At 73.7% G+C, this 17,135-nt stretch carries 14 protein-coding genes; 5 read left to right on the top strand and 9 right to left on the bottom strand.

All coding sequences use genetic code 11. The features are described 5' to 3' along the window. Positions 1 to 30: 30 nt before the first annotated feature. Positions 31 to 1,986 (bottom strand): diguanylate cyclase, encoded by a 1,956-nt coding sequence (locus R2737_15105; protein MEZ5117588.1) that lies wholly within the window; start codon positions 1,984 to 1,986, stop codon positions 31 to 33. Between the two features lie 127 nt (positions 1,987 to 2,113). Between R2737_15105 and R2737_15100 the strand changes: the two genes are divergently transcribed. Further along, a complete protein-coding gene (locus tag R2737_15100; protein MEZ5117587.1) occupies positions 2,114 to 2,641 on the top strand; it encodes a hypothetical protein in 528 nt (175 codons plus the stop codon). Between the two features lie 92 nt (positions 2,642 to 2,733). Here the strand turns inward: R2737_15100 and R2737_15095 are convergent, their stop codons facing one another. After that, positions 2,734 to 3,534 (bottom strand): SDR family oxidoreductase, encoded by an 801-nt coding sequence (locus R2737_15095; GenBank protein ID MEZ5117586.1) that lies wholly within the window; start codon positions 3,532 to 3,534, stop codon positions 2,734 to 2,736. Positions 3,535 to 3,621: 87 nt separating this feature from the next. Then, entirely contained in the window at positions 3,622 to 4,644 is a 1,023-nt protein-coding gene (locus tag R2737_15090; protein ID MEZ5117585.1) for an alpha/beta hydrolase, read from the bottom strand. 181 nt (positions 4,645 to 4,825) lie between these two features. Between R2737_15090 and R2737_15085 the strand changes: the two genes are divergently transcribed. After that, a complete protein-coding gene (locus tag R2737_15085) occupies positions 4,826 to 6,355 on the top strand; it encodes a serine protease (GenBank protein MEZ5117584.1) in 1,530 nt (509 codons plus the stop codon). A gap of 58 nt (positions 6,356 to 6,413) precedes the next feature. Beyond that, complete coding sequence (locus R2737_15080) at positions 6,414 to 7,904, top strand: trypsin-like serine protease (GenBank protein ID MEZ5117583.1); 1,491 nt, start codon at positions 6,414 to 6,416, stop codon at positions 7,902 to 7,904. Positions 7,905 to 7,907: 3 nt separating this feature from the next. Here R2737_15080 and R2737_15075 read toward each other — a convergent pair whose 3' ends face one another. Then, positions 7,908 to 9,086 (bottom strand): acyl-CoA dehydrogenase family protein, encoded by a 1,179-nt coding sequence (locus R2737_15075; GenBank protein ID MEZ5117582.1) that lies wholly within the window; start codon positions 9,084 to 9,086, stop codon positions 7,908 to 7,910. 35 nt (positions 9,087 to 9,121) lie between these two features. Here R2737_15075 and rfbD point away from each other — a divergent pair, with 35 nt between their 5' ends. Together rfbD and R2737_15065 are read left to right on the top strand one after the other, a co-directional pair. Next, positions 9,122 to 9,985, top strand: coding sequence for a dTDP-4-dehydrorhamnose reductase (rfbD, locus tag R2737_15070; GenBank protein MEZ5117581.1), 864 nt, complete (start codon positions 9,122 to 9,124; stop codon positions 9,983 to 9,985). 10 nt (positions 9,986 to 9,995) lie between these two features. Further along, a complete protein-coding gene (locus R2737_15065; protein MEZ5117580.1) occupies positions 9,996 to 11,168 on the top strand; it encodes a pyridoxal phosphate-dependent aminotransferase in 1,173 nt (390 codons plus the stop codon). A 113-nt stretch (positions 11,169 to 11,281) separates the two neighbouring features. Here R2737_15065 and R2737_15060 read toward each other — a convergent pair whose 3' ends face one another. The 5 genes from R2737_15060 to R2737_15040 form a co-directional block, all read right to left on the bottom strand. Continuing rightward, on the bottom strand, positions 11,282 to 12,028 hold the full coding sequence (locus R2737_15060) for a hypothetical protein (GenBank protein ID MEZ5117579.1): 747 nt from the start codon (positions 12,026 to 12,028) through the stop codon (positions 11,282 to 11,284). A 262-nt stretch (positions 12,029 to 12,290) separates the two neighbouring features. Beyond that, a complete protein-coding gene (locus R2737_15055; GenBank protein MEZ5117578.1) occupies positions 12,291 to 13,016 on the bottom strand; it encodes a hypothetical protein in 726 nt (241 codons plus the stop codon). 194 nt (positions 13,017 to 13,210) lie between these two features. Next, positions 13,211 to 14,317 carry a hypothetical protein gene (locus tag R2737_15050; GenBank protein MEZ5117577.1) on the bottom strand — a complete coding sequence of 369 codons (1,107 nt, stop codon included), beginning with the start codon at positions 14,315 to 14,317 and terminating at the stop codon, positions 13,211 to 13,213. Positions 14,318 to 14,493: 176 nt separating this feature from the next. Continuing rightward, positions 14,494 to 15,714 carry an integrase core domain-containing protein gene (locus tag R2737_15045; protein ID MEZ5117576.1) on the bottom strand — a complete coding sequence of 407 codons (1,221 nt, stop codon included), beginning with the start codon at positions 15,712 to 15,714 and terminating at the stop codon, positions 14,494 to 14,496. Between the two features lie 128 nt (positions 15,715 to 15,842). Then, complete coding sequence (locus tag R2737_15040) at positions 15,843 to 17,126, bottom strand: hypothetical protein (protein MEZ5117575.1); 1,284 nt, start codon at positions 17,124 to 17,126, stop codon at positions 15,843 to 15,845. Positions 17,127 to 17,135: the final 9 nt, after the last annotated feature.

Below are 17,135 nucleotides of genomic sequence, written 5' to 3'. Positions count from 1 at the left end.
CCGCCGTCCGGACCCCCGGCCGGGCCGGCCTCAGGCCTGGTCGTCCGGCGAGCGGTCCTGGTCGTCGATCGCGGCCCGGTACAGCGGGGTGGTGCGGACCGGCGTCGGCAGGATCGCGTCCTCGTCGTGGTCCTCCACCACCGGCGACCAGCGCTCCTCCTCCGGCCGGGCGGCCGCGGTCCGGTCCTCGGGCCCGGCGACCTCGACCCGGTTGCGGCCGTTCTCCTTGGCCCGGTAGAGCGCCCGGTCGGCGTACCGCAGCAGGTCGTCCAGCGAGTCGCCGTCCTCGCGCACCACCAGCCCCGCGCTGACGGTCACCGGAGGGGCGTCGCCGGACGCGGTCTCCACCAGACGCGAGCGGATCCGGTCCAGCACGTGGCCGGCGGTCTTCACGTCGGTGTGCGGCAGCACGATCGTGAACTCCTCGCCCCCGACGCGCGCGGCCAGGTCACCGTCCCGCAGGCCGGAGGCGACGATGCGCGCGAAGGCCCGCAGGGCGCGGTCGCCGGCCTCGTGACCGTACGTGTCGTTGAGCAGCTTGAAGTGGTCGAGGTCGAGCAGAGCCAGGGTGATCGGCTGGCCGCCGTGCAGGATCCGGCGGGCCTCGGTCTCGAAGGCGCGGCGGTTGGCCAGCCCGGTCAGGCCGTCGGTGGAGGCCTGCACCTGGGTGCGCTCGAAGGTGCGGATCGTCCCGATCCGCGACCCGGCCAGCGAGCCGACCTGGGCGAGCAGGGCCACCTTCTCGGCGTCCCAGTCGGCGCCCACCGGTCCGGTGGCGTGCAGGACGCCCAGGGCGCGGCCCATGAACGACACCGGCACGCACGCCGCCGAGCACGGTCCGCAGTCACGCTCACGCAGCTTCGGGCAGGCGTTGATCTCGTGGCTGTCGGGGAACACGGCCGCGGACCCCCGGCGGACCGCGACGCAGTCGTACGGCGCCTCGACCGGGCAGGACGGCGGCGGCGGGTCCGTCGTCGCGGTGGCGGTGCGCAGGTGGGCTCGGGAGGAGTCGGCGAGCAGGAACTCCGCCGGGTGGCCGGGCAGGATCCGCGCGAACGCCTGACCGACGACGTCGTACGTCCCCGGCTCGCGGTCGACCATCTCGAACGCCTCGGCGACGGCGCCGGCGAACTTCACCCGCTCCGCCTCGGTCTCCAGCTGCTCGACCAGGTCGCGCTGGACCGTGACGGCGGCGTTGAGCGCCTGGGCGATCCGGCCGATCTCGTCGCGCGCGCGAACCGAGGCGCGGGCCTCCAGGTCCCCCTCGCCGACCTGGGTGGCGACGGCAGCGATGAGGCGCAGCCGCTTGCGTACGGAGGTCACCACGAGCAGCCCCACGCCGAGGACGAGCAGCGCGGCTCCGGCGGCACCGGCCATCACGCGCACCGCGGCCGACGTCCGGGCCGAGTCCAGGTCCGCCTGGGCCTGGGTGGCCGCACTCGCCAGGCTGGCGGCGGTCGAGTCCCACGACGCCTGCAGGTCCGAGCCGACCCGGCGCAGCTCCAGCAGGCTGGCCTTGGCCGCGGTCGGGTCCCCGCCGTCCAGGCGGCTGAGGCCCACGTCGAGGGTGGTGCTCAGGGTGTCCATGACCTCGTGCAGGGTGGCGACGTCGGCGGCCAGGGCCCGGGGGAGGTCGAGAGCGCCCGCCTCCTCGATCACCGCGTGCGCGTCGTCGATCTCGCCCGCGATGTCACCGCTGACGCTGCTGCCGCCGACCCCGGTGGCGAGGGCAGCGGCGAGGTCGGCTCGGGCCCGCTCCAGCCCGGCGGCGGCGCGCGAGACCTCCTCCTGGGCCTGGGTGACCAGGGCCAGTCGCGTCTCGGCCTCGGCGACCGAGGAGGCGGCGCTCATGGTCAGCAGGGCCACCGCGGCGAACGACACCAGAACGGCGGCCACCATCGCGGCCAGGCCCCAGCGCAGCGGCAGCGCCGGCCGTGGCCGCGCGGACCCGGTCGGCGCGCTCGCCCCCGCCGTCCGGCGCGTCACGTTCGGAGTATCGGCCCGGTCCGCCCGGCCCATGAGGGCCGGACGTCCCGTCACTGGGAGTCACCTTCCCCGGCGCGGCCGGGCCGTCGCTCGCAGCGCCGGTCCGACGGCGTGGAAGGCTGCGCGCATGACGATCCCCGGAGCGGTGCAGGGCGGCGCAGGCTGCGTCGTGCTCTGCCCGCCCGCGCCGGGCGCCCCGCCGTACGACCGCGCCTCGGTCGCCGCGGCGCTCGCTGCCGCGGGGATCGCGGTGCTGGCCCCCGACGTTCCGGACCTCGAGGACGAGGTGGCGGAGCGAGGGATCGCGGTGGCGACCGCCCACTGGGTGGCCGAGCTCGCGGTGGCCCTGGGGTCCGCCCGGCCGGCGGAGCCCGTACTGCTGGTCGCGCACGGCGCGGGCGGACCGATGCTGCCGGCGCTGGGCTTCTCCCAGCGGGCGGCACGCCGCTCGGTCTGCGGCTACGTCCTGGTGGACGGCACCCTGCCCCGGCACGGGATCGCGCCGGACTGGCCGGACGCGCCGGTGGTGGCGCTGGTCTCCACGTCCGCCTCGGACGAGGTGCGTGCGGAGGCCCTGCAGGCCCGGCTGCGCGGCTGGGAGGTGGTGGAGGACGCCGACGTCCCCGCCGCCGTGGTCGCCGTCGCCCGCCGCTGACCCCTCTCCGCGTGGGCACACGATCCGCTTAGCGGATCGTGTGCCCGGGTTGCGCGGCGTGTCGGATACCAAGGGTGACGGTGCAGGGACTCTCAGCCGGAGGGGTGCTCGGTCCGGGCCTGGCGGCGGGGGCCGCTGGGCCGGGCCGCGGAGGCCCGCCGGACCAGCGGCCGCGGGGCGTACCGGGCCAGCGTCGACAACGCCTTGTACTGCCCGCCCGGCACGCTCACCGGCCGGCCCTTGCGGGCGTCCCGCAGCGCCTGCTCCACCACCTGATCCGGGGTCAGCCACAGCCACTCGGGCACGCTGGACATGTTCATCTCGGCGCGCTGGTGGAACTCGGTGTGCACGAACCCCGGGCACACCGCGGTCACGTGCACCCCGGTCCCGGCGAGCTCGTGGTTGAGCCCCTCGCTGAAGACGAGGACGTACGACTTGGCCGCGGAGTACGTGCCCCCCGTGGTCCAGGCGGCGACGCTCGACACGTTGAGCACCAGCCCGGAGCCGCGGGCCAGCATCCCCGGCAGGGCCAGGTGGGTCAGCCGCATCGGCGCGGTGACCAGGACGTCCAGCAGCCGCTGCTCGTCCTCGAGGGAGGTGGCCGCGAACGGCTTCTTCAGCCCGAACCCCGCGTTGTTCACCAGGATCTCCACCGGCGTGGGGCCGTCGGCCGCGACCCGCTGCTCGACCGCCGCCCGCTGGCCGGGGTCGGCCAGGTCCGCCGGCAGGCTCTCCACGTCCACCCGATACGCGTGCCGCAGCTCGTCGGCCAGCTCCCCCAGCCGGGCCCGGTCGCGGGCGACCAGCACCAGGTCGTGCCCGTCGGAGGCCAGGGCCCGGGCGAAGGCCCGCCCGATGCCGGAGGTGGGGCCGGTGATCAGCGCGGTGCTCATACCCCCCGATCCTGGCCCGCGCCCGCACAGATGTGAGCCGAACGGTCGTTTCCCGGGGCCGGCGGGGCCGGGAAACGACCGTTCGGCTCACATCTGCGCGTCGGTGAAGAAGGCCGCGGTGACGGCGACGATCTCGGCCTGGGCCACGTCCCGCGGCACCGTCGGAGTGCCGTCGCCGCGCTGCTCCCGGTAGTCGCCGAAGTAGCTGTGCACGGCGCCCTCGACCACGACGAACTCGGTGTCCGCCGCCAGGTTCGCGCGTGACTCCTCGACGTCGGCCACCGTCGTCAGCCCGTCGCTGCTCGCGCTCACCGACAGCACCCGCGCGCCGGCCAGCTCCTGGCTGAGGTCACCCGCCGGGTACGAGGCCCACAGCACCAGCCCGGTGACCGAGTCCCGGTGGTTGGCGGCGTACGACGCGGCCACGACCCCGCCCAGCGAGTGCCCGCCGACGTACCAGTCGGGGACCTCGGGATGCGCCGCGAGCACCGACGACGCCGCGTCGGGGTCGAGGAACCCGATGTCGTACGGCTCCTTGACGACCACCACGAGCACGCCGTCCGCGGCGACGCGGCGCAGCAGGGCCGAGTACGCCCGCGGGTCGACCAGCGCCCCCGGCCAGAACACCCAGCCGGTCGACGGCCGATACTCCGGCTGGTCCGGGCTCACCGGCCGGAACTCGATCCGGGTCCGCGACTGGGTGACCTCCACGTCGTACGCACCCTCGGCGCCGGCGCTCCCGGCGGGGGACGACACCGGCGCGCTCACCGCGTCGAGGGCCACCGGCTCGGCCGGGGCCGAGCGCAGCCACCACAGGCCGGCGGCGAGGACGACGAGCGCCAGCGCGCCGGCCACTCGTCCGACGATGCGCGCCGGGGTCGTGGTGCGGGTCCGGCGGCGCCAGCCCAGCCCGCCCACCACGCCCGCGAGAACCGCCGCGGCCAGCAGGGTCAGCGGGTAGGCGGGGTGGTTGGCCCACAGCATCGCGGCACGGGTCGCGACGACGGCCAGCACCACCGCAAGTAGGACCAGCGCGGGCACCCCCCACCACCAGGCCCGCCCCGCCCGGTCCCGCGCTCCCGGCTCCGACACGTCCCGGTCCATCGCCATGCCGCGAGTCTCGCGGTCTCCCGCCCCCTCGGCCGCCCCCCCGCGTTTGTGAGCCGAACGGGCGTTACCCGGCCGAAACCCGGGCACACGATCCGCTAAGCGGATCGTGTGCCCGGGTTGCAGTCCCGGAAACGACCGGTCGGCTCACATCTGTTGCACCCAGGGGCCTACCGTGCGGACCATGACGCAGACCGCGCGCCGGACCCTCGCCGCCCTGGCCGCCGCGGCGCTGCTCGGGGGAGTCCTCGCGGGCACCACCCCGGCGGCGGCCGACGACGGCTCCGGCCCCGCCGCCGCACCTCCGCAGGACCGGGTCGCCGCCCTCCACCAGAAGGTGGTCAACGGCCGGCCGCCCACCGAGGGCGAGTTCGGCTTCCTGATCGCGCTGGCGGTGCGCTCGGTCTACGAGCAGACCGGGCTGATCGACGCGCAGTACTGCGGCGGCTCCCTGGTCTCCTCGTCCCTGGTGGTGACCGCGGCCCACTGCGTGCAGTTCCGCGACGACCAGGGCGAGGTCTTCGTCATCGACCCGATCGCGATCGTGGCCGCGTCCACGGTGGCGCTGAGTTCGCCCGACGCCCAGGTGGCGAGCGTGTCGTCGATCGTCGTGCACCCCGGGTACGACGACCAGACCAACAGCAACGACATCGCGGTGCTGCGGCTCACGACCCCCCTCACCGGGGTGCCCACGATCCGCCCGATCACCACGACGCAGGCGCAGACGTCGGTCGTCGCGGGCGCGCCCACCTGGTCCGCGGGCTGGGGGTCGACCACCAGCATCGCCAACCCCGTCTGGCCGGACTCGTTCTCGGTCGCGGACATGACCGTGTTCCCCGACGACGCGTGCGGCGGCGGCGCGTCGTACGCCCTGGACGGCGTGACATTCGCCGGCTGGGGGCCGCCCGCCGACCCGGCGACGATGGTCTGCGCGGACGGCGTCACCACGTCGGCGCCGCCGCTGGTCGTCGACACCTGCATCGGGGACTCCGGGGGGCCGCTGGTGGTGCGCGCCGGGTCGTTCCTGCGGCTGGCCGGCGTCGTGTCGTTCGGCGAGGAGTGCGCCGGCACGCTGCCCGGCGTCTACACCCGGGTCTCGGCCATGGAGGACTTCCTGCGCGCGGTCGGGGTTCCGTACGCCGACCCGCCGGTCGCACCGCGGATCACCGCCGCGACTCCCGGCGACGGCTGGCTGCGGGTCACCGTCACCGGCACGCCCCCGGTCACCTCGTTCTCCGTGTCCGCGCGCGCGATCGTCGGCGGCCTCCCAGGCCCGGACGTCGTCTCCGTCTGCACCGCCGCGGCCAGCGAGGCGGGCGTGGGTGCGTGCACCCTGACCGGCCTGGTCAACGGGCAGGCGTACTCGCTGACGGCGACCGCCTCCTCGGCCGTCGGCACGTCCGTGCCCTCGGCCCCGGTCACCGCGACCGCCGCCGGGCGCCCCGGCCAGCCGCGGATCACCTCCGCCAAGGCGCTCGCGGGCGGCAAGGCCCGGCTGAAGGTCACCACCCCGCCGGACAACGGCGCCCGGATCACCTCGCTGACCGTCAAGTGCAGCGCCCCCGGACGCACCACCCGCAAGGCCCCGGTCCGCTCCGGCGTGGCCACCGTGAGCGGGCTGGTCGCCGGCACCCGCTACCGCTGTGTCGCGTGGGCGACCAACGCCGCGGGGTCGACGGCGTCCCTGCCGGCGTACGTCGTCGCCCGGCCGTGACGCGGACGACGCCCCCCGGATTCGTCATCGCCGCAGCCGGCGACTTACCGTGAGCGCCATGAGGACCCGGCTGGCGGCCACCGGCGCGCTCGCGGGCGCCGCCGCGCTGGTCGTCGGCACGGTCGTCCCGACCGGGGCCGTACCCGTCGGCACCGGCACGTTCGGCGACGGTGCGGTGCAGCAGCGGATCGTGCACGGTCGCGCGCCGCAGGCGGGCGAGTTCCCGTTCCTGGTGGCGCTCGCGGACCGCGCGACCTACACCGAGCGCGGGCTGTTCCAGGCGCAGTTCTGCGGCGGCACGCTGGTGTCCCCGACGATCGTGGTCACCGCCGCGCACTGCCTGACCGAGCCCACCGGCGACGACGTCATCGTCGCTCCCCCGTCGGCGATCCTGGTGGCTGCGGTGCGCGACCTGGCCGCACCCAACCCGCGCGTCATCGACGTCACGGCGGTGAACGTCAACCCGACGTACGAGCCGATGCGCAGCTCCGGCGACATCGCCACGCTCACCCTCGCCACCCCGATCGAGGGTGTCCCGGTGGCGAAGCCCGTTATGGCCCAGGACGCCTCCCGGCTCGAGGTCACCGGGACCGCGGTGGAGTCCGCCGGCTGGGGCGCTCTGCGGGAGGGCGTCAACACGTACCCCGACGTGTTCCGCGTCGCCGACCTGGTGCTGTTCCCGCCCGCCACGTGCGGCGGCGGGAAGCCGTACACACTGAACGGCGTGCGGTTCCAGGGCTTCGACCAGTCCGAAGCCGACCCCGAGACGATGCTGTGCGCGGGCGGGGTCACCGCGAAGAAGCAGATCATCGACACCTGCCAGGGCGACTCCGGCGGCCCGCTCACGGTGCCCGACGGCGACGAGACGCGGCTGATCGGCATCGTCAGCTGGGGCGAGGGCTGCGCCCGCGACACCCCCGGCGTCTACACCCGGGTGTCGCAGTACACGACGTTCCTGCGCAACGCGGGCCTGGACCTGACCGGGCTCCCGTCGCCGCCGCGGATCGTGAACGTGTCCTCCGGTCAGGGTCACCTGCACGTTCGGGTGGGCAAGCCCGTGGACGACGGCGGGTCCCCTGTGACCTCCTACACCGTGACCGCCAAGGCGCTGTCGGCGGTGGCGCCCGACGCCGCCTGCACGGCGACGCCGGAGAAGCCGCTGTGCACCGTGTACGGGGTGCGGCCCGGCGTGACCTACCGGCTTACCGCGCTCGCCGTGACCGAGGCCGGGACGTCCGCGCCGTCGAAAGCGGTGCAGGCCAACCCCTATGGCCCGCCGGAGCGTCCGGTGATCCAGCGCCGGGTGCCGATGACCGACGGCCGGGTGTGGTTCAAGGTGGAGCGGCCGTGGGCCAACGGGTCGACCATCACCTGGCTGCGGGTGGAGTGCTCGACGAAGGGCGCCGCGACCCGTGCCGCCACGGTGACGAAGGGGACGGCGGTCGTGCAGCGGATGTCACCGAAGCGGACCTACTCGTGCGTGGCCAAGGCGTCCAACGCCGCCGGCACCTCGGTGTCGAAGCCGGTGAAGGCCCGCCCGCTGACCTAGGAGTCAGGCAATGCCGCTGGCTCGTGCGAGCCTCAGCAACTGGGCCTCCCGGGTGGCGGCGGTCTGCGCCTGCACCAGGTAGAACAGCGCCTCCCGCGCCCAGCGCCCCGTGGGTCTGCTGGCGGCCATCGCCGCGCCCGCCTGCGCGGTGACCAGGGCCTGGGTGCTGCGTACGGCCAGGTCGAGGGAGTGCGCCCGCAGCGCCAGGCGCGCCTCGTTGCCGCCGGGGGCGATGCCGTCCACAAGGTCGTACGCGCGGGACCGCACGTCGCGGCACTCTTCGGCCAGCGCGTCGGCGAGGTCTCGCATGACGCTGTCGCTGCGGGCCGTTCCGGTGGCGGCGAGCTCGGCCACGGCCGCGCGGGTGATGCCGAATGCCGGGGGTGACGCGTTGACCGTCTTGGCCAGGTCGCGGCCCAGGTAGTCCGCGCGCTCGTCGACCGCGACGACCCGGTGGTCGGACAGCCACACCTCGTCCAGCCGGACCGGTCGGGTGTGCGTGCCGCCCATGGAGAGCAGCTCCAGCACCGGCCCCGGCTCCAGCCCGGGCTGCGGCGCCGTGTCGAGGAAGCCGAGGACGAAGCGGTCGTCGTACGGCTCCTCGGCCGCGGCCACGACCATGACGACGTCGGCGATGTCCCACGTCGTGACCCAGTCCAGCGAGCCGGACAGCCGCCAGCCGGGACCGTCGCGGCGGGCGGTGAGCTGCGGAGGTCCGGGTCTGCGTACGTGGGCGAACGCGATGGCGCTGACCAGGTCGCCGCTGGCGAGCCCGGGCAGGAGCGCGTCGCGCAGCTCGTCCACGTGGGGCGCGAGGTCGCTGGGGGCCGCGGTGGCCAGGTTTCGCGTGGGGTTCTGGTGCTGCACCCAGCAGAACCAGGTTGTGCCGCAGCCGCCGGCGATCAGCTCGCCGACCTCCCGGGCGACGCTGGCGGGAGTGCCGTCCGCGGTGCCGCCGTACGAGGCTGGCGCGGACATGCCCATCAGCCCGGCGTTGCCGAGCGCGTCGAGGGTGGCGCGGGGCAGGCCGTCACGGTCGGCGACGAACGCGCCGGGCGCGAGCAGGTCGCGCACCAGGTCCCGCGCGACAACGGCGTGGCGGTGGTCGGCGGTGCCCAGACTGGCGCCGACCGGGTCGGAGTCGGGGAACGCCTGGCTCCCCTTCGTCGTCGGCGCCGCCACGGGGCCGACGGTAGCGCGTCAGTAGGGTGGCCGCCGTGCGCTGGCTGGTGACTGGTTCCCGCGGGCAGCTCGGGTCCGACCTGATGGACCTGCTGTCGGCGCGCCCCGGCGACACCGCGGTCGGCCTGGACCTGCCGGACCTGGACATCACGTCGCCGTCGTCGGTGGCGGACGCGTTCGCAGCCGCCGCTCCCGACGTGGTCGTGAACTGCGCGGCGTGGACCGCGGTCGACGACGCGGAGAGCCACGAGTCCGCGGCGCTGGCCGTCAACGGCGACGGCCCGGGGGTGCTGGCCGCGGCGTGCGCAGCATCCCCCGGCACGGTGATGGTGCAGGTCAGCACGGACTACGTCTTCTCCGGCTCCGTGACGTCGCCGTACGCCGAGGACGCCGTGCCGGACCCCCGATCGGCGTACGGGCGCACGAAGCTCGCGGGCGAGGTCGCCGTGCGGTCCGCGCTCCCGGACTCGTCGTACGTCGTGCGCACCGCCTGGCTGTACGGGCTCAACGGCGCCAACTTCGTCCGCACGATGCTGCGGCTGGAGGCCGAGCGGGAGACCCTCGACGTCGTCGACGACCAGCGGGGCCAGCCGACCTGGAGCCGGGACCTGGCGCGGCAGATCCTGGCGCTGGTGGACCGGCGGCCGCCGGCGGGCGTGTTCCACGGGACGAACTCCGGCGAGACCACGTGGTATGGCCTGGCGCGCGAGGTGTTTCGGCTCGCGGGGGCGGACCCGGCGCGGGTGCGGCCGACGACGACGGAGGCGTTCCCGCGGCCGGCCCCGCGTCCGGCGTACTCCGTGCTCGGGCACGACGCGTGGATGCGCGCGTCGCTTTCACCGATGCGGGACTGGCGGGTCGCGCTGAGCGAGGCGTTCGAGGCGGGGATCACGGCGTGAGGGTTCGTCCGTGACTCGCCGTATGCCGCCGCTGGTCCCGCGGATGCGCGACCAAGAGACCTCGATCTTCGGGGGCATGTCCGCGCTCGCGGCGGAGACCGGGGCGATCAACCTGGGACAGGGGTACCCGGATACCGACGGACCGCAGGAGCTGAAAGACGTTGCCATTGCGGCGATCCGGGACGGCCGGGGCAACCAGTACCCGCCGGTGCACGGGCTGCCCGAGCTTCGCCGCGCGATCGCGCACCACCAAGAACGGTTCTACGGGATGACGCCGGACTGGCGGACCGAGGTCATGGTCGCCACCGGTGCGTCGGAGGCGCTCGGGGCCGCGCTGCTGGCGCTGGTCGACCACGGCGACGAGGTCGTCGTGTTCGAGCCGTACTTCGACATCTACGCCGCGGGGATCGCGCTGGCGCGCGGGACCCGGGTGGCGGTGCCGCTGAAGGCACCGGACTACCGACCCGACCTCGACGCTCTGCGGGCGGCGGTGAACGAGCGGACCCGGCTGATCCTGGTCAACTCCCCGCACAACCCGACCGGTGTCGTGTTCACGCCGGCGGAGCTCACGGAGATCGCGCGGATCGCGGTCGAGAAGGACGTGCTGGTCGTCTCCGACGAGGCGTACGAGCACCTGTGGTTCGACGACCACCGGCACGTGCCGATCGCGACGCTGCCCGGGATGTGGGAGCGCACGCTCACGGTGGGCAGCGGCGGGAAGTCGTTCTCCTTCACCGGCTGGAAGGTGGGCTGGTGCACCGGACCGGCCGACCTGGTGGGCGCGGTGCGTGTGGTCCGGCAGCACCTGTCCTACGTCTCCAGCGGGCCGTTCCAGTGGGCGATCGCGGACGGCCTGCAGCTGCCGGACGAGTACTTCCGGCAGTTCCGCGGCGACCTCAAGGCCAAGCGGGACCTGCTGTGCAGCGGGCTGGACTCGTTGGGGTTCGGGGTGATCGAGCCGCAGGGGACGTACTTCGCGACCACCGACGTGCGGCCGCTGGGTTACTCCGACGGGCTGTCGTTCTGCCGGGACCTGCCGGGCCGCGCGGGTGTGGTGGCGATCCCGCAGCAGCTGCTCTGCGACGACCCGGAGGTGGGGGCGCCGTACGTGCGGTGGGCCTTCTGCAAGCGCCCCGAGGTCCTGCACGAGGCCCTCGACCGGCTCTCCCGCGCCTTCCGCTGACCCCGCCGCGCTGGGCCCAGCTCGACCAGTACGCCCCGGCGCTCAACACGTCAATTGCTCAGTTGTCGTCGTTTCCAGTCACTGTAAACGACGACAACTGAGCAATGAACGGACTACGCCGCGTGCTGGAGGTAGGACGCGGTCACGGTGTACAGCGTTTGCAGGACGACCTGCTGGTACTGCGCGGACTTCTGCGTCGGCATCGCGCTGCCCACGGTGATCAGCACGTTGCCGATCTGGGTCGCGGCGGTCATGTCGGTGACCTTGTCCCCGTGGGGGTAGACGGCCGTCGTGATCGTCTTGGCGCCGACGCCGCCGTACGGAGCGGGCAGGAAGGACGCGACCTGCTTGGCAGGGGTGCCCTGCTCATCCGGGGAGTCCTTCAGCATGATCTTGGTCGGGGTGGTGTGGACGAAGTACGTGAGCTTGGCGCCGGCAGCCTTCGCCTGCGCAGTGGTCGGGTACTGCGTCACCCAGACGATCAACGACGCGTGCTGGGGCGGGGTCCCGATGATGTGGGAGCTGGTCCCGGTCGGGCCGGCGGGGAACTCCTGGATCGAGCTGTTGGCCGTGAAGCCGAACCCGGACTGGCCCTGGGCGAAGTACGAGTACGAGTAGTTCGTCATGGGCATTCCGTGGGGCGTGGCCTGCTTCGCGCTGGCGACGACCTTCTTCAGCTCCGCCTTGGTGAGCTGCTTGTACGTCGGCACGGCGTCGCCAGCGGGAACGGGTACGGCGGCGCTCGGCGTCGGGGCAGCCAGCGCGGGCGCGGCGAGCAGGGCGGGCCCGGCGACCAGGCCGAGGCCCAGGACCGCGGCGGCGGAGAGAGTGGCGATCTTGTGGGTGCTGGTGCCGGCCATGACGACCTCCTCGGGTCGGTCCGCCGGCATCTCCGGCGGTTCGCTGTGATGGCGACACCGGAGGCATTCCGCGTGTTCGGATCCGGCAAACCCGTTGCCGCACAGACCATCCGAACGTCCGGCATGCCGGGTCCAACGGCCTCACCCGTCCGGAGCAGCCGCGGCGCACCGTCCGCACAACACACCGAACCGTCGCTTCCGGCCCGGATGTCGGGCTCGGAAGCGACGGTGTCGGTGGAGGGGCTGAGGGGAAGCCACTCGGTCAGGCGTGCGCCTCCTGGACGTACCGCGCGGTCACGGTGTCCAGCGTCTGCAGGACCGTCTTCGCCATCTTCGGGGACTTCTGGTGCGGAGAGGCGCCGGTCACGTGCACCAGGACGTTGCCGACCTGCTGGAAGCCGCTGACGTACAGACCCGGGCCTCCCTCGTTGTAGGTGTACGTGACGACGGCCTTGGTCCCGTACGCCGAGGGAAGCAGGGTGCCGGTCTGCTTAGTCGGGCGACCCGGGTCCCCGACCTCGACCTTGATCTTCGCGACCTCGGGGCAGTGGGTGACGATGGTCTTCAGCTGCTGGCCGGCGGCCTTCGCCTCGGCGGCGGAGGGGTACTGCACCACCGCGACACCCAGGGACGTCGACTGCCCCATCTGGTAGCCGAGCAGGCCCTCCTCACCGGCCGGCAGGAAGCGCGGGGCCCCGCCCTTCGACCAGCACACCACCGGCCGGCTCGACGGTCCGGAGTCCGTGCCGTACAGGTTCACCTCGACCGGGCCGAATCCGGCGGGTGCGTCCTGCGCGGGGTTGACGACGACCTTCTTCAGCTGCGCCGGGCTGAGGTGCTGGTACCCGGTCGCCTTCGCGGTCGCGACGTGCGCCGGCGCAGTCGGGGCGGCCATTGCCGGGGCCAGGACGGCCGGGGCGAGCAGCCCGAGGCCGAGGATCCCGGCCGCGGAGACGGTGGCGATGCTGTGGGTGCTGGTGCCGGCCATGACGACCTCCTCGGGTCGGTCCGCCGGCCTGTCCGGCGGTTCGCTGTGATGGCGACACCGGAGGCATCCCGCATGTTCGGATCCGGTAAACCCGTTGCGCCACAGACCACCCGAACGTCAGGAATGCCAGGCCCAACGACCTCACCCGTCCGGAGCAGCGCTGGTGTAACGGGCGCACACAGCGGTGGCAAGGCTCAGCCGATCGGGACGGCCTTGCCCTTCAGAGCCTGCAGCTGCCGGATTGCCAGCGTGCGTGCGGCCGGGACCGCCTTCTTCGCGCTTGCGGTCACCGTGACCAGCAACGGCCCCCGGCGAGCGCAGGCCGTGGCTCCCTTCACCCCGACCGTGGCCTTGGGACCCATGCCGCACGCCGCTGCCGCCTTGTCGTCCACCTCCGGGCCCGTGAGGCCCTGGTAGACCCGTGCCGACAGCCGGGGGCTGATCCGCTTCTTGGCGACGGTGAGGACGACCCGGTAGGTCCACGACCCCGACCGCACGTCGGGTGCGTACGTCAGCCACGCGAACGTCTGCTTCTTGCGCGGCGGGGTCACGCGCGTGGCCGCCCGTCCCAGGGCCGACCGCACCTGGGCAGCGGTGAACAAGGACGCCAGCAGGGCCTTCGGCGGCACGGCGCTCAGAGCGGCCTGCGGGGTCAGGGTCGGTTCCACCCCGGTCCACTTGGCGACCTGCGCGCGGGCTACCAGGTCCGAGCACTCGGCGCCGTACGAGATACGTGCGGCCGTCGACCAGGTGGGCTGCGCGACGTAGCAGCGCCCGGCCACCCAGGCGTCTCCGCCCGCGCGCAGCTCGGTGCTGACGACGATCGGTCCGGACGGCGAGGGGTCGGGGCCGACGGCGAACACCAGCCGGTCTGCGGTGTCCGCCACGACGGTGAAGGAAGCGGACGCCGCGGCCTGGGCGCGGGCGTCGGCACGCTGCCGGGCCCAGCCCTGGTCTGCCCCGCCGGGGGTGAGGTACGCGTACACCGACGTGACCAGCCGCGGGGCCGCGGCCGCTGTGGCACCGCCGCCCGCGTACCGCGGGATCGCCGACAGGGAGCCGTACACCAAGCCGTCGGCGGCCCCGGAGTACGGCCCCAGCCAGCCGCCGGACAGCGCCGACGTGCACGGGGCCAACGTCGCGATGGCCCGGCACATCTCGGCGGTGGTGAGGTAGCCGGCCCGCGAGGTCAGGGCGTCACCGGAGTAGGCCGCCGCGGGCGACCCGGGAGACGCCAGGCCCGTCGCAACCAGGCCCGCGCAGACCACGAGGGCGCACGTCTCGGGCACCGGGCGTCGCATGCAACCCAGCATGCCTCGCCACCCCCGCCACGCGGCGCACCGACCCCCGGGTCTCGCGCACCACTCCCGGACCCGCGCCGACCCGTGCCCGACGCAGAAGTGAGCCCAGTGGTCGTATCCGGGGGCGATCCGCCCCTGCGATGTCTCATGACCTTCCGGACGGTTTGTATGTCTCATCACTTGCCGGACAGTTGGCTGGGTGGTTTGGGGCGGCCGGGTCGTCGTCCGTTGCCGTAGTAGCGGCGGCCGGGGGTGGTGGTGATGGTGCGGATGTGTAGCCCGTCGCGGTCCCAGACGTGGATGCGGTCGTGGTCGAAGGTGCCCAGGACGGTGGCGTGGGCGTGCTGGACGCCGAGCATGATCCGCACGTTGCCGAGGCGGACGACGCCTTGGCCGGTGACGGTGCGGGTGATGATCGCGTCCCCGGTGGGGTCGTAGCCGTCGCCGGGACCGTCCGGCTTCGGTGGGGGTGGGGCGACCGGGGTCGCGGCCCATGCCTGCAGTGGGGTCATCATGTCCAGGGCCTGGTGGGGGCGGTGGTTGTAGTAGTCCTGCAGGGCGTCGAGCTGGTGCTGCAGGTCGTCCAGGGTGGCCGCGGCGGGTCGGGCGGCCAGCCAACGCTGGCTGGTCTGGTGGTGCCGTTCGCTCTTGCCGGTGGTCTGGGGGTGTCCGGGGGTGGAGGAGATGACCTGGACTCCCTGGCTGCGCAGCCAGGTCTCCACCACGCCGCGTCGGCCGCGGCGGGCGGGGTTGATCGCGGCGGAGTTGTCGGACAGGAACCGTTGGGGGACACCGGCGCGGTTGATCGCGGCGGCGAGCACGGCTTGGACGTCGGTGGTGGTCTCTCCCGGGGCGGCGCGGGAGGCTAGGACCCGGCGGGAGTGGTCGTCGAGGACCTGCAGCACGGTCGCAGTGGTCCCGTCACCCAGTGGGTGGGTGAACCCGTCCAGCTGCCAGCACTCGTTCGGCGCCGGGTAGGTGAACCGGTGCCGGGTCGCCGGACGCTTGCGCGGGTTGGTCTGGGCCACCCCGGCCCGGGTGAAGATCCGCGCCAGGGTGGCCCGCGACGGAGACGGCAGCCCCCGGGCGAGCAGGGCGTGCCGCACGCTGATCGGCCCGCCGTAGCCGCCCTCGGCGATCAACTCCGCCCGCATCGCCAGCGCCGCCGCCACCACCGGTGCCGGGGTGCCGCCGGCCGGCCGCTGGGGCGCGGTGGACCGTCGCCGGCTCGCCGCCAGCGGCCCCTCCCGCGCCGCGACGCGGCGCAGCTCGTAGAACCACGACCGCGACATCCGATGCTGCCGGCAGAACGCCGACACCGCCCCCCACGGAGCGTCCTCGGGCCAGTTCGCGATCGCCAACCGGACATGAACCGGGATGCGATGGTCATCCGTCACGCCACCGGACTGTCCGGTAACTCATGAGACAGAACTGTCCGGTAAGTCGTGAGACATCACAGGGGCGATCCGCCCCGGGTAGCGACCGTTCGGCTCACTTCTGTGCCGCGGCTGCACCGGCGCACCCGCTACTTCAGGGTGACCACGCCGGCCTGGTTGCCGTACACGTAGCCCTGGTTGGAGTTCACGCGCACCTGGTACTTGCCCGATACGGCCTTCGCGGTGACGACCAGCTGCTTGCCCTTGGTTACCACCTGGGCCTTCTTCACCGCGTTCCCGTTGCGGGTCAGGTAGATCGTCGTTCCCACGGCCCAGTTCCCGGTGGCCACGGTGAAGGACGCCTTGCCCGACTTCACGGACGCCGGCGGGATGATCTGGAACGGGATGATCGTCAGCGCGAACGGGTTGCTTGTCGCCTGCGTCGGCCCGCACGCGCCCCCGCACACCCGCACCGCGTACTGCCCGGCCTCCGCCGGGATCCACTTGCCGCCGCCGATCGACGTGTTGTCGAAGCGGATGTTGCCGTTGGCCTGCACCGTCGACTGCGCCTTGGCGGACCCGCCGAGCGTCAGGTAGGCGATCGTCCCGGGCGTGATCCCCGACGTCGTCGCGGAGACGCCGAAGAGCCCGCCGGAGGAGATCGCCGAGCCGTTCGCCGGCGATACCACGGTCACCTTGGCCGACGCGGCCGGGCGGTACGTGATCGTGGCCGTGACGGGCGGCGCGGACACCCCCTGGACGCTGAACGTGACCGTGTCGGTCAGCGGGACGGACAGCGCGGGAGCGTTGTCCTGGAACGAGTAGTTGAGCTTCCCCGCGCCGTTCGTGGTTCCGGCCGCCTGGTTGCTGAACGTGTTGCGACCCGTCGAGGACACCAGGACGGGAACGCCGTTGACGGATCCGCCCCCGGTCGAGGACAGCGTCAGTGCGAACTGGGTCTTGCCCCCGATCGTCGTCGTCACGGTCACCGGATCGACCGCGAGCTGGTACGTCGTCGGAGCCATCGCCGTCACCGCCAGCGTGGTCAGCGGGCTGGTCCCCAGCAGGGTCGTCCCCGGGCACGTCGTCGTGCCCGCGGTCACCGTGAAGAGGACCAGCGTGTACGAGCCAGCCGCGTTGAACGTCACCTGCAGGTTCGCGGCGAGCTGGCCGGACAGTGCCACCGGCGTGGCCGTCGTACCCGTCTGCCCCAGCTGGGCGGCCAGGCAGTACGTCCCGGCCGGTATCCCGGCCGGCCCCGTGGTGGGCGTGGTCAGGACGTACGTGGCCGGTGTGCCCACCACCGGGTCCGCCGAGACCGCCGGGGTCAGGACGTACGTGTCGATCGCCGCCGCCGGTGGAGCGACCGCGACCATCCCGACCACGACCAGGGATCCCGCCACCGCTCCGACCAGGACACGCCACGACCGCATGACACCGCT

The organism is Candidatus Nanopelagicales bacterium (assembly GCA_041393815.1).
GTDB lineage: Bacteria > Actinomycetota > Actinomycetes > S36-B12 > JAWKJK01 > JAWKJK01.
Note: the sequence above shows the minus strand (reverse complement) of the source record. Positions and strands in the feature narration are given on the sequence as shown.

Coding starts and splice junctions, on each gene's coding strand:
- R2737_15100 (MEZ5117587.1), top strand. CDS start 2,114: ATGACGATCCCCGGAGCGGTGCAGGGCGGCGCAGGCTGCGTCGTGCTC.
- R2737_15095 (MEZ5117586.1), bottom strand. CDS start 3,534: ATGAGCACCGCGCTGATCACCGGCCCCACCTCCGGCATCGGGCGGGCC.
- R2737_15090 (MEZ5117585.1), bottom strand. CDS start 4,644: ATGGCGATGGACCGGGACGTGTCGGAGCCGGGAGCGCGGGACCGGGCG.
- R2737_15085 (MEZ5117584.1), top strand. CDS start 4,826: ATGACGCAGACCGCGCGCCGGACCCTCGCCGCCCTGGCCGCCGCGGCG.
- R2737_15080 (MEZ5117583.1), top strand. CDS start 6,414: ATGAGGACCCGGCTGGCGGCCACCGGCGCGCTCGCGGGCGCCGCCGCG.
- R2737_15060 (MEZ5117579.1), bottom strand. CDS start 12,028: ATGGCCGGCACCAGCACCCACAAGATCGCCACTCTCTCCGCCGCCGCG.
- R2737_15055 (MEZ5117578.1), bottom strand. CDS start 13,016: ATGGCCGGCACCAGCACCCACAGCATCGCCACCGTCTCCGCGGCCGGG.
- R2737_15050 (MEZ5117577.1), bottom strand. CDS start 14,317: ATGCGACGCCCGGTGCCCGAGACGTGCGCCCTCGTGGTCTGCGCGGGC.
- R2737_15040 (MEZ5117575.1), bottom strand. CDS start 17,126: ATGCGGTCGTGGCGTGTCCTGGTCGGAGCGGTGGCGGGATCCCTGGTC.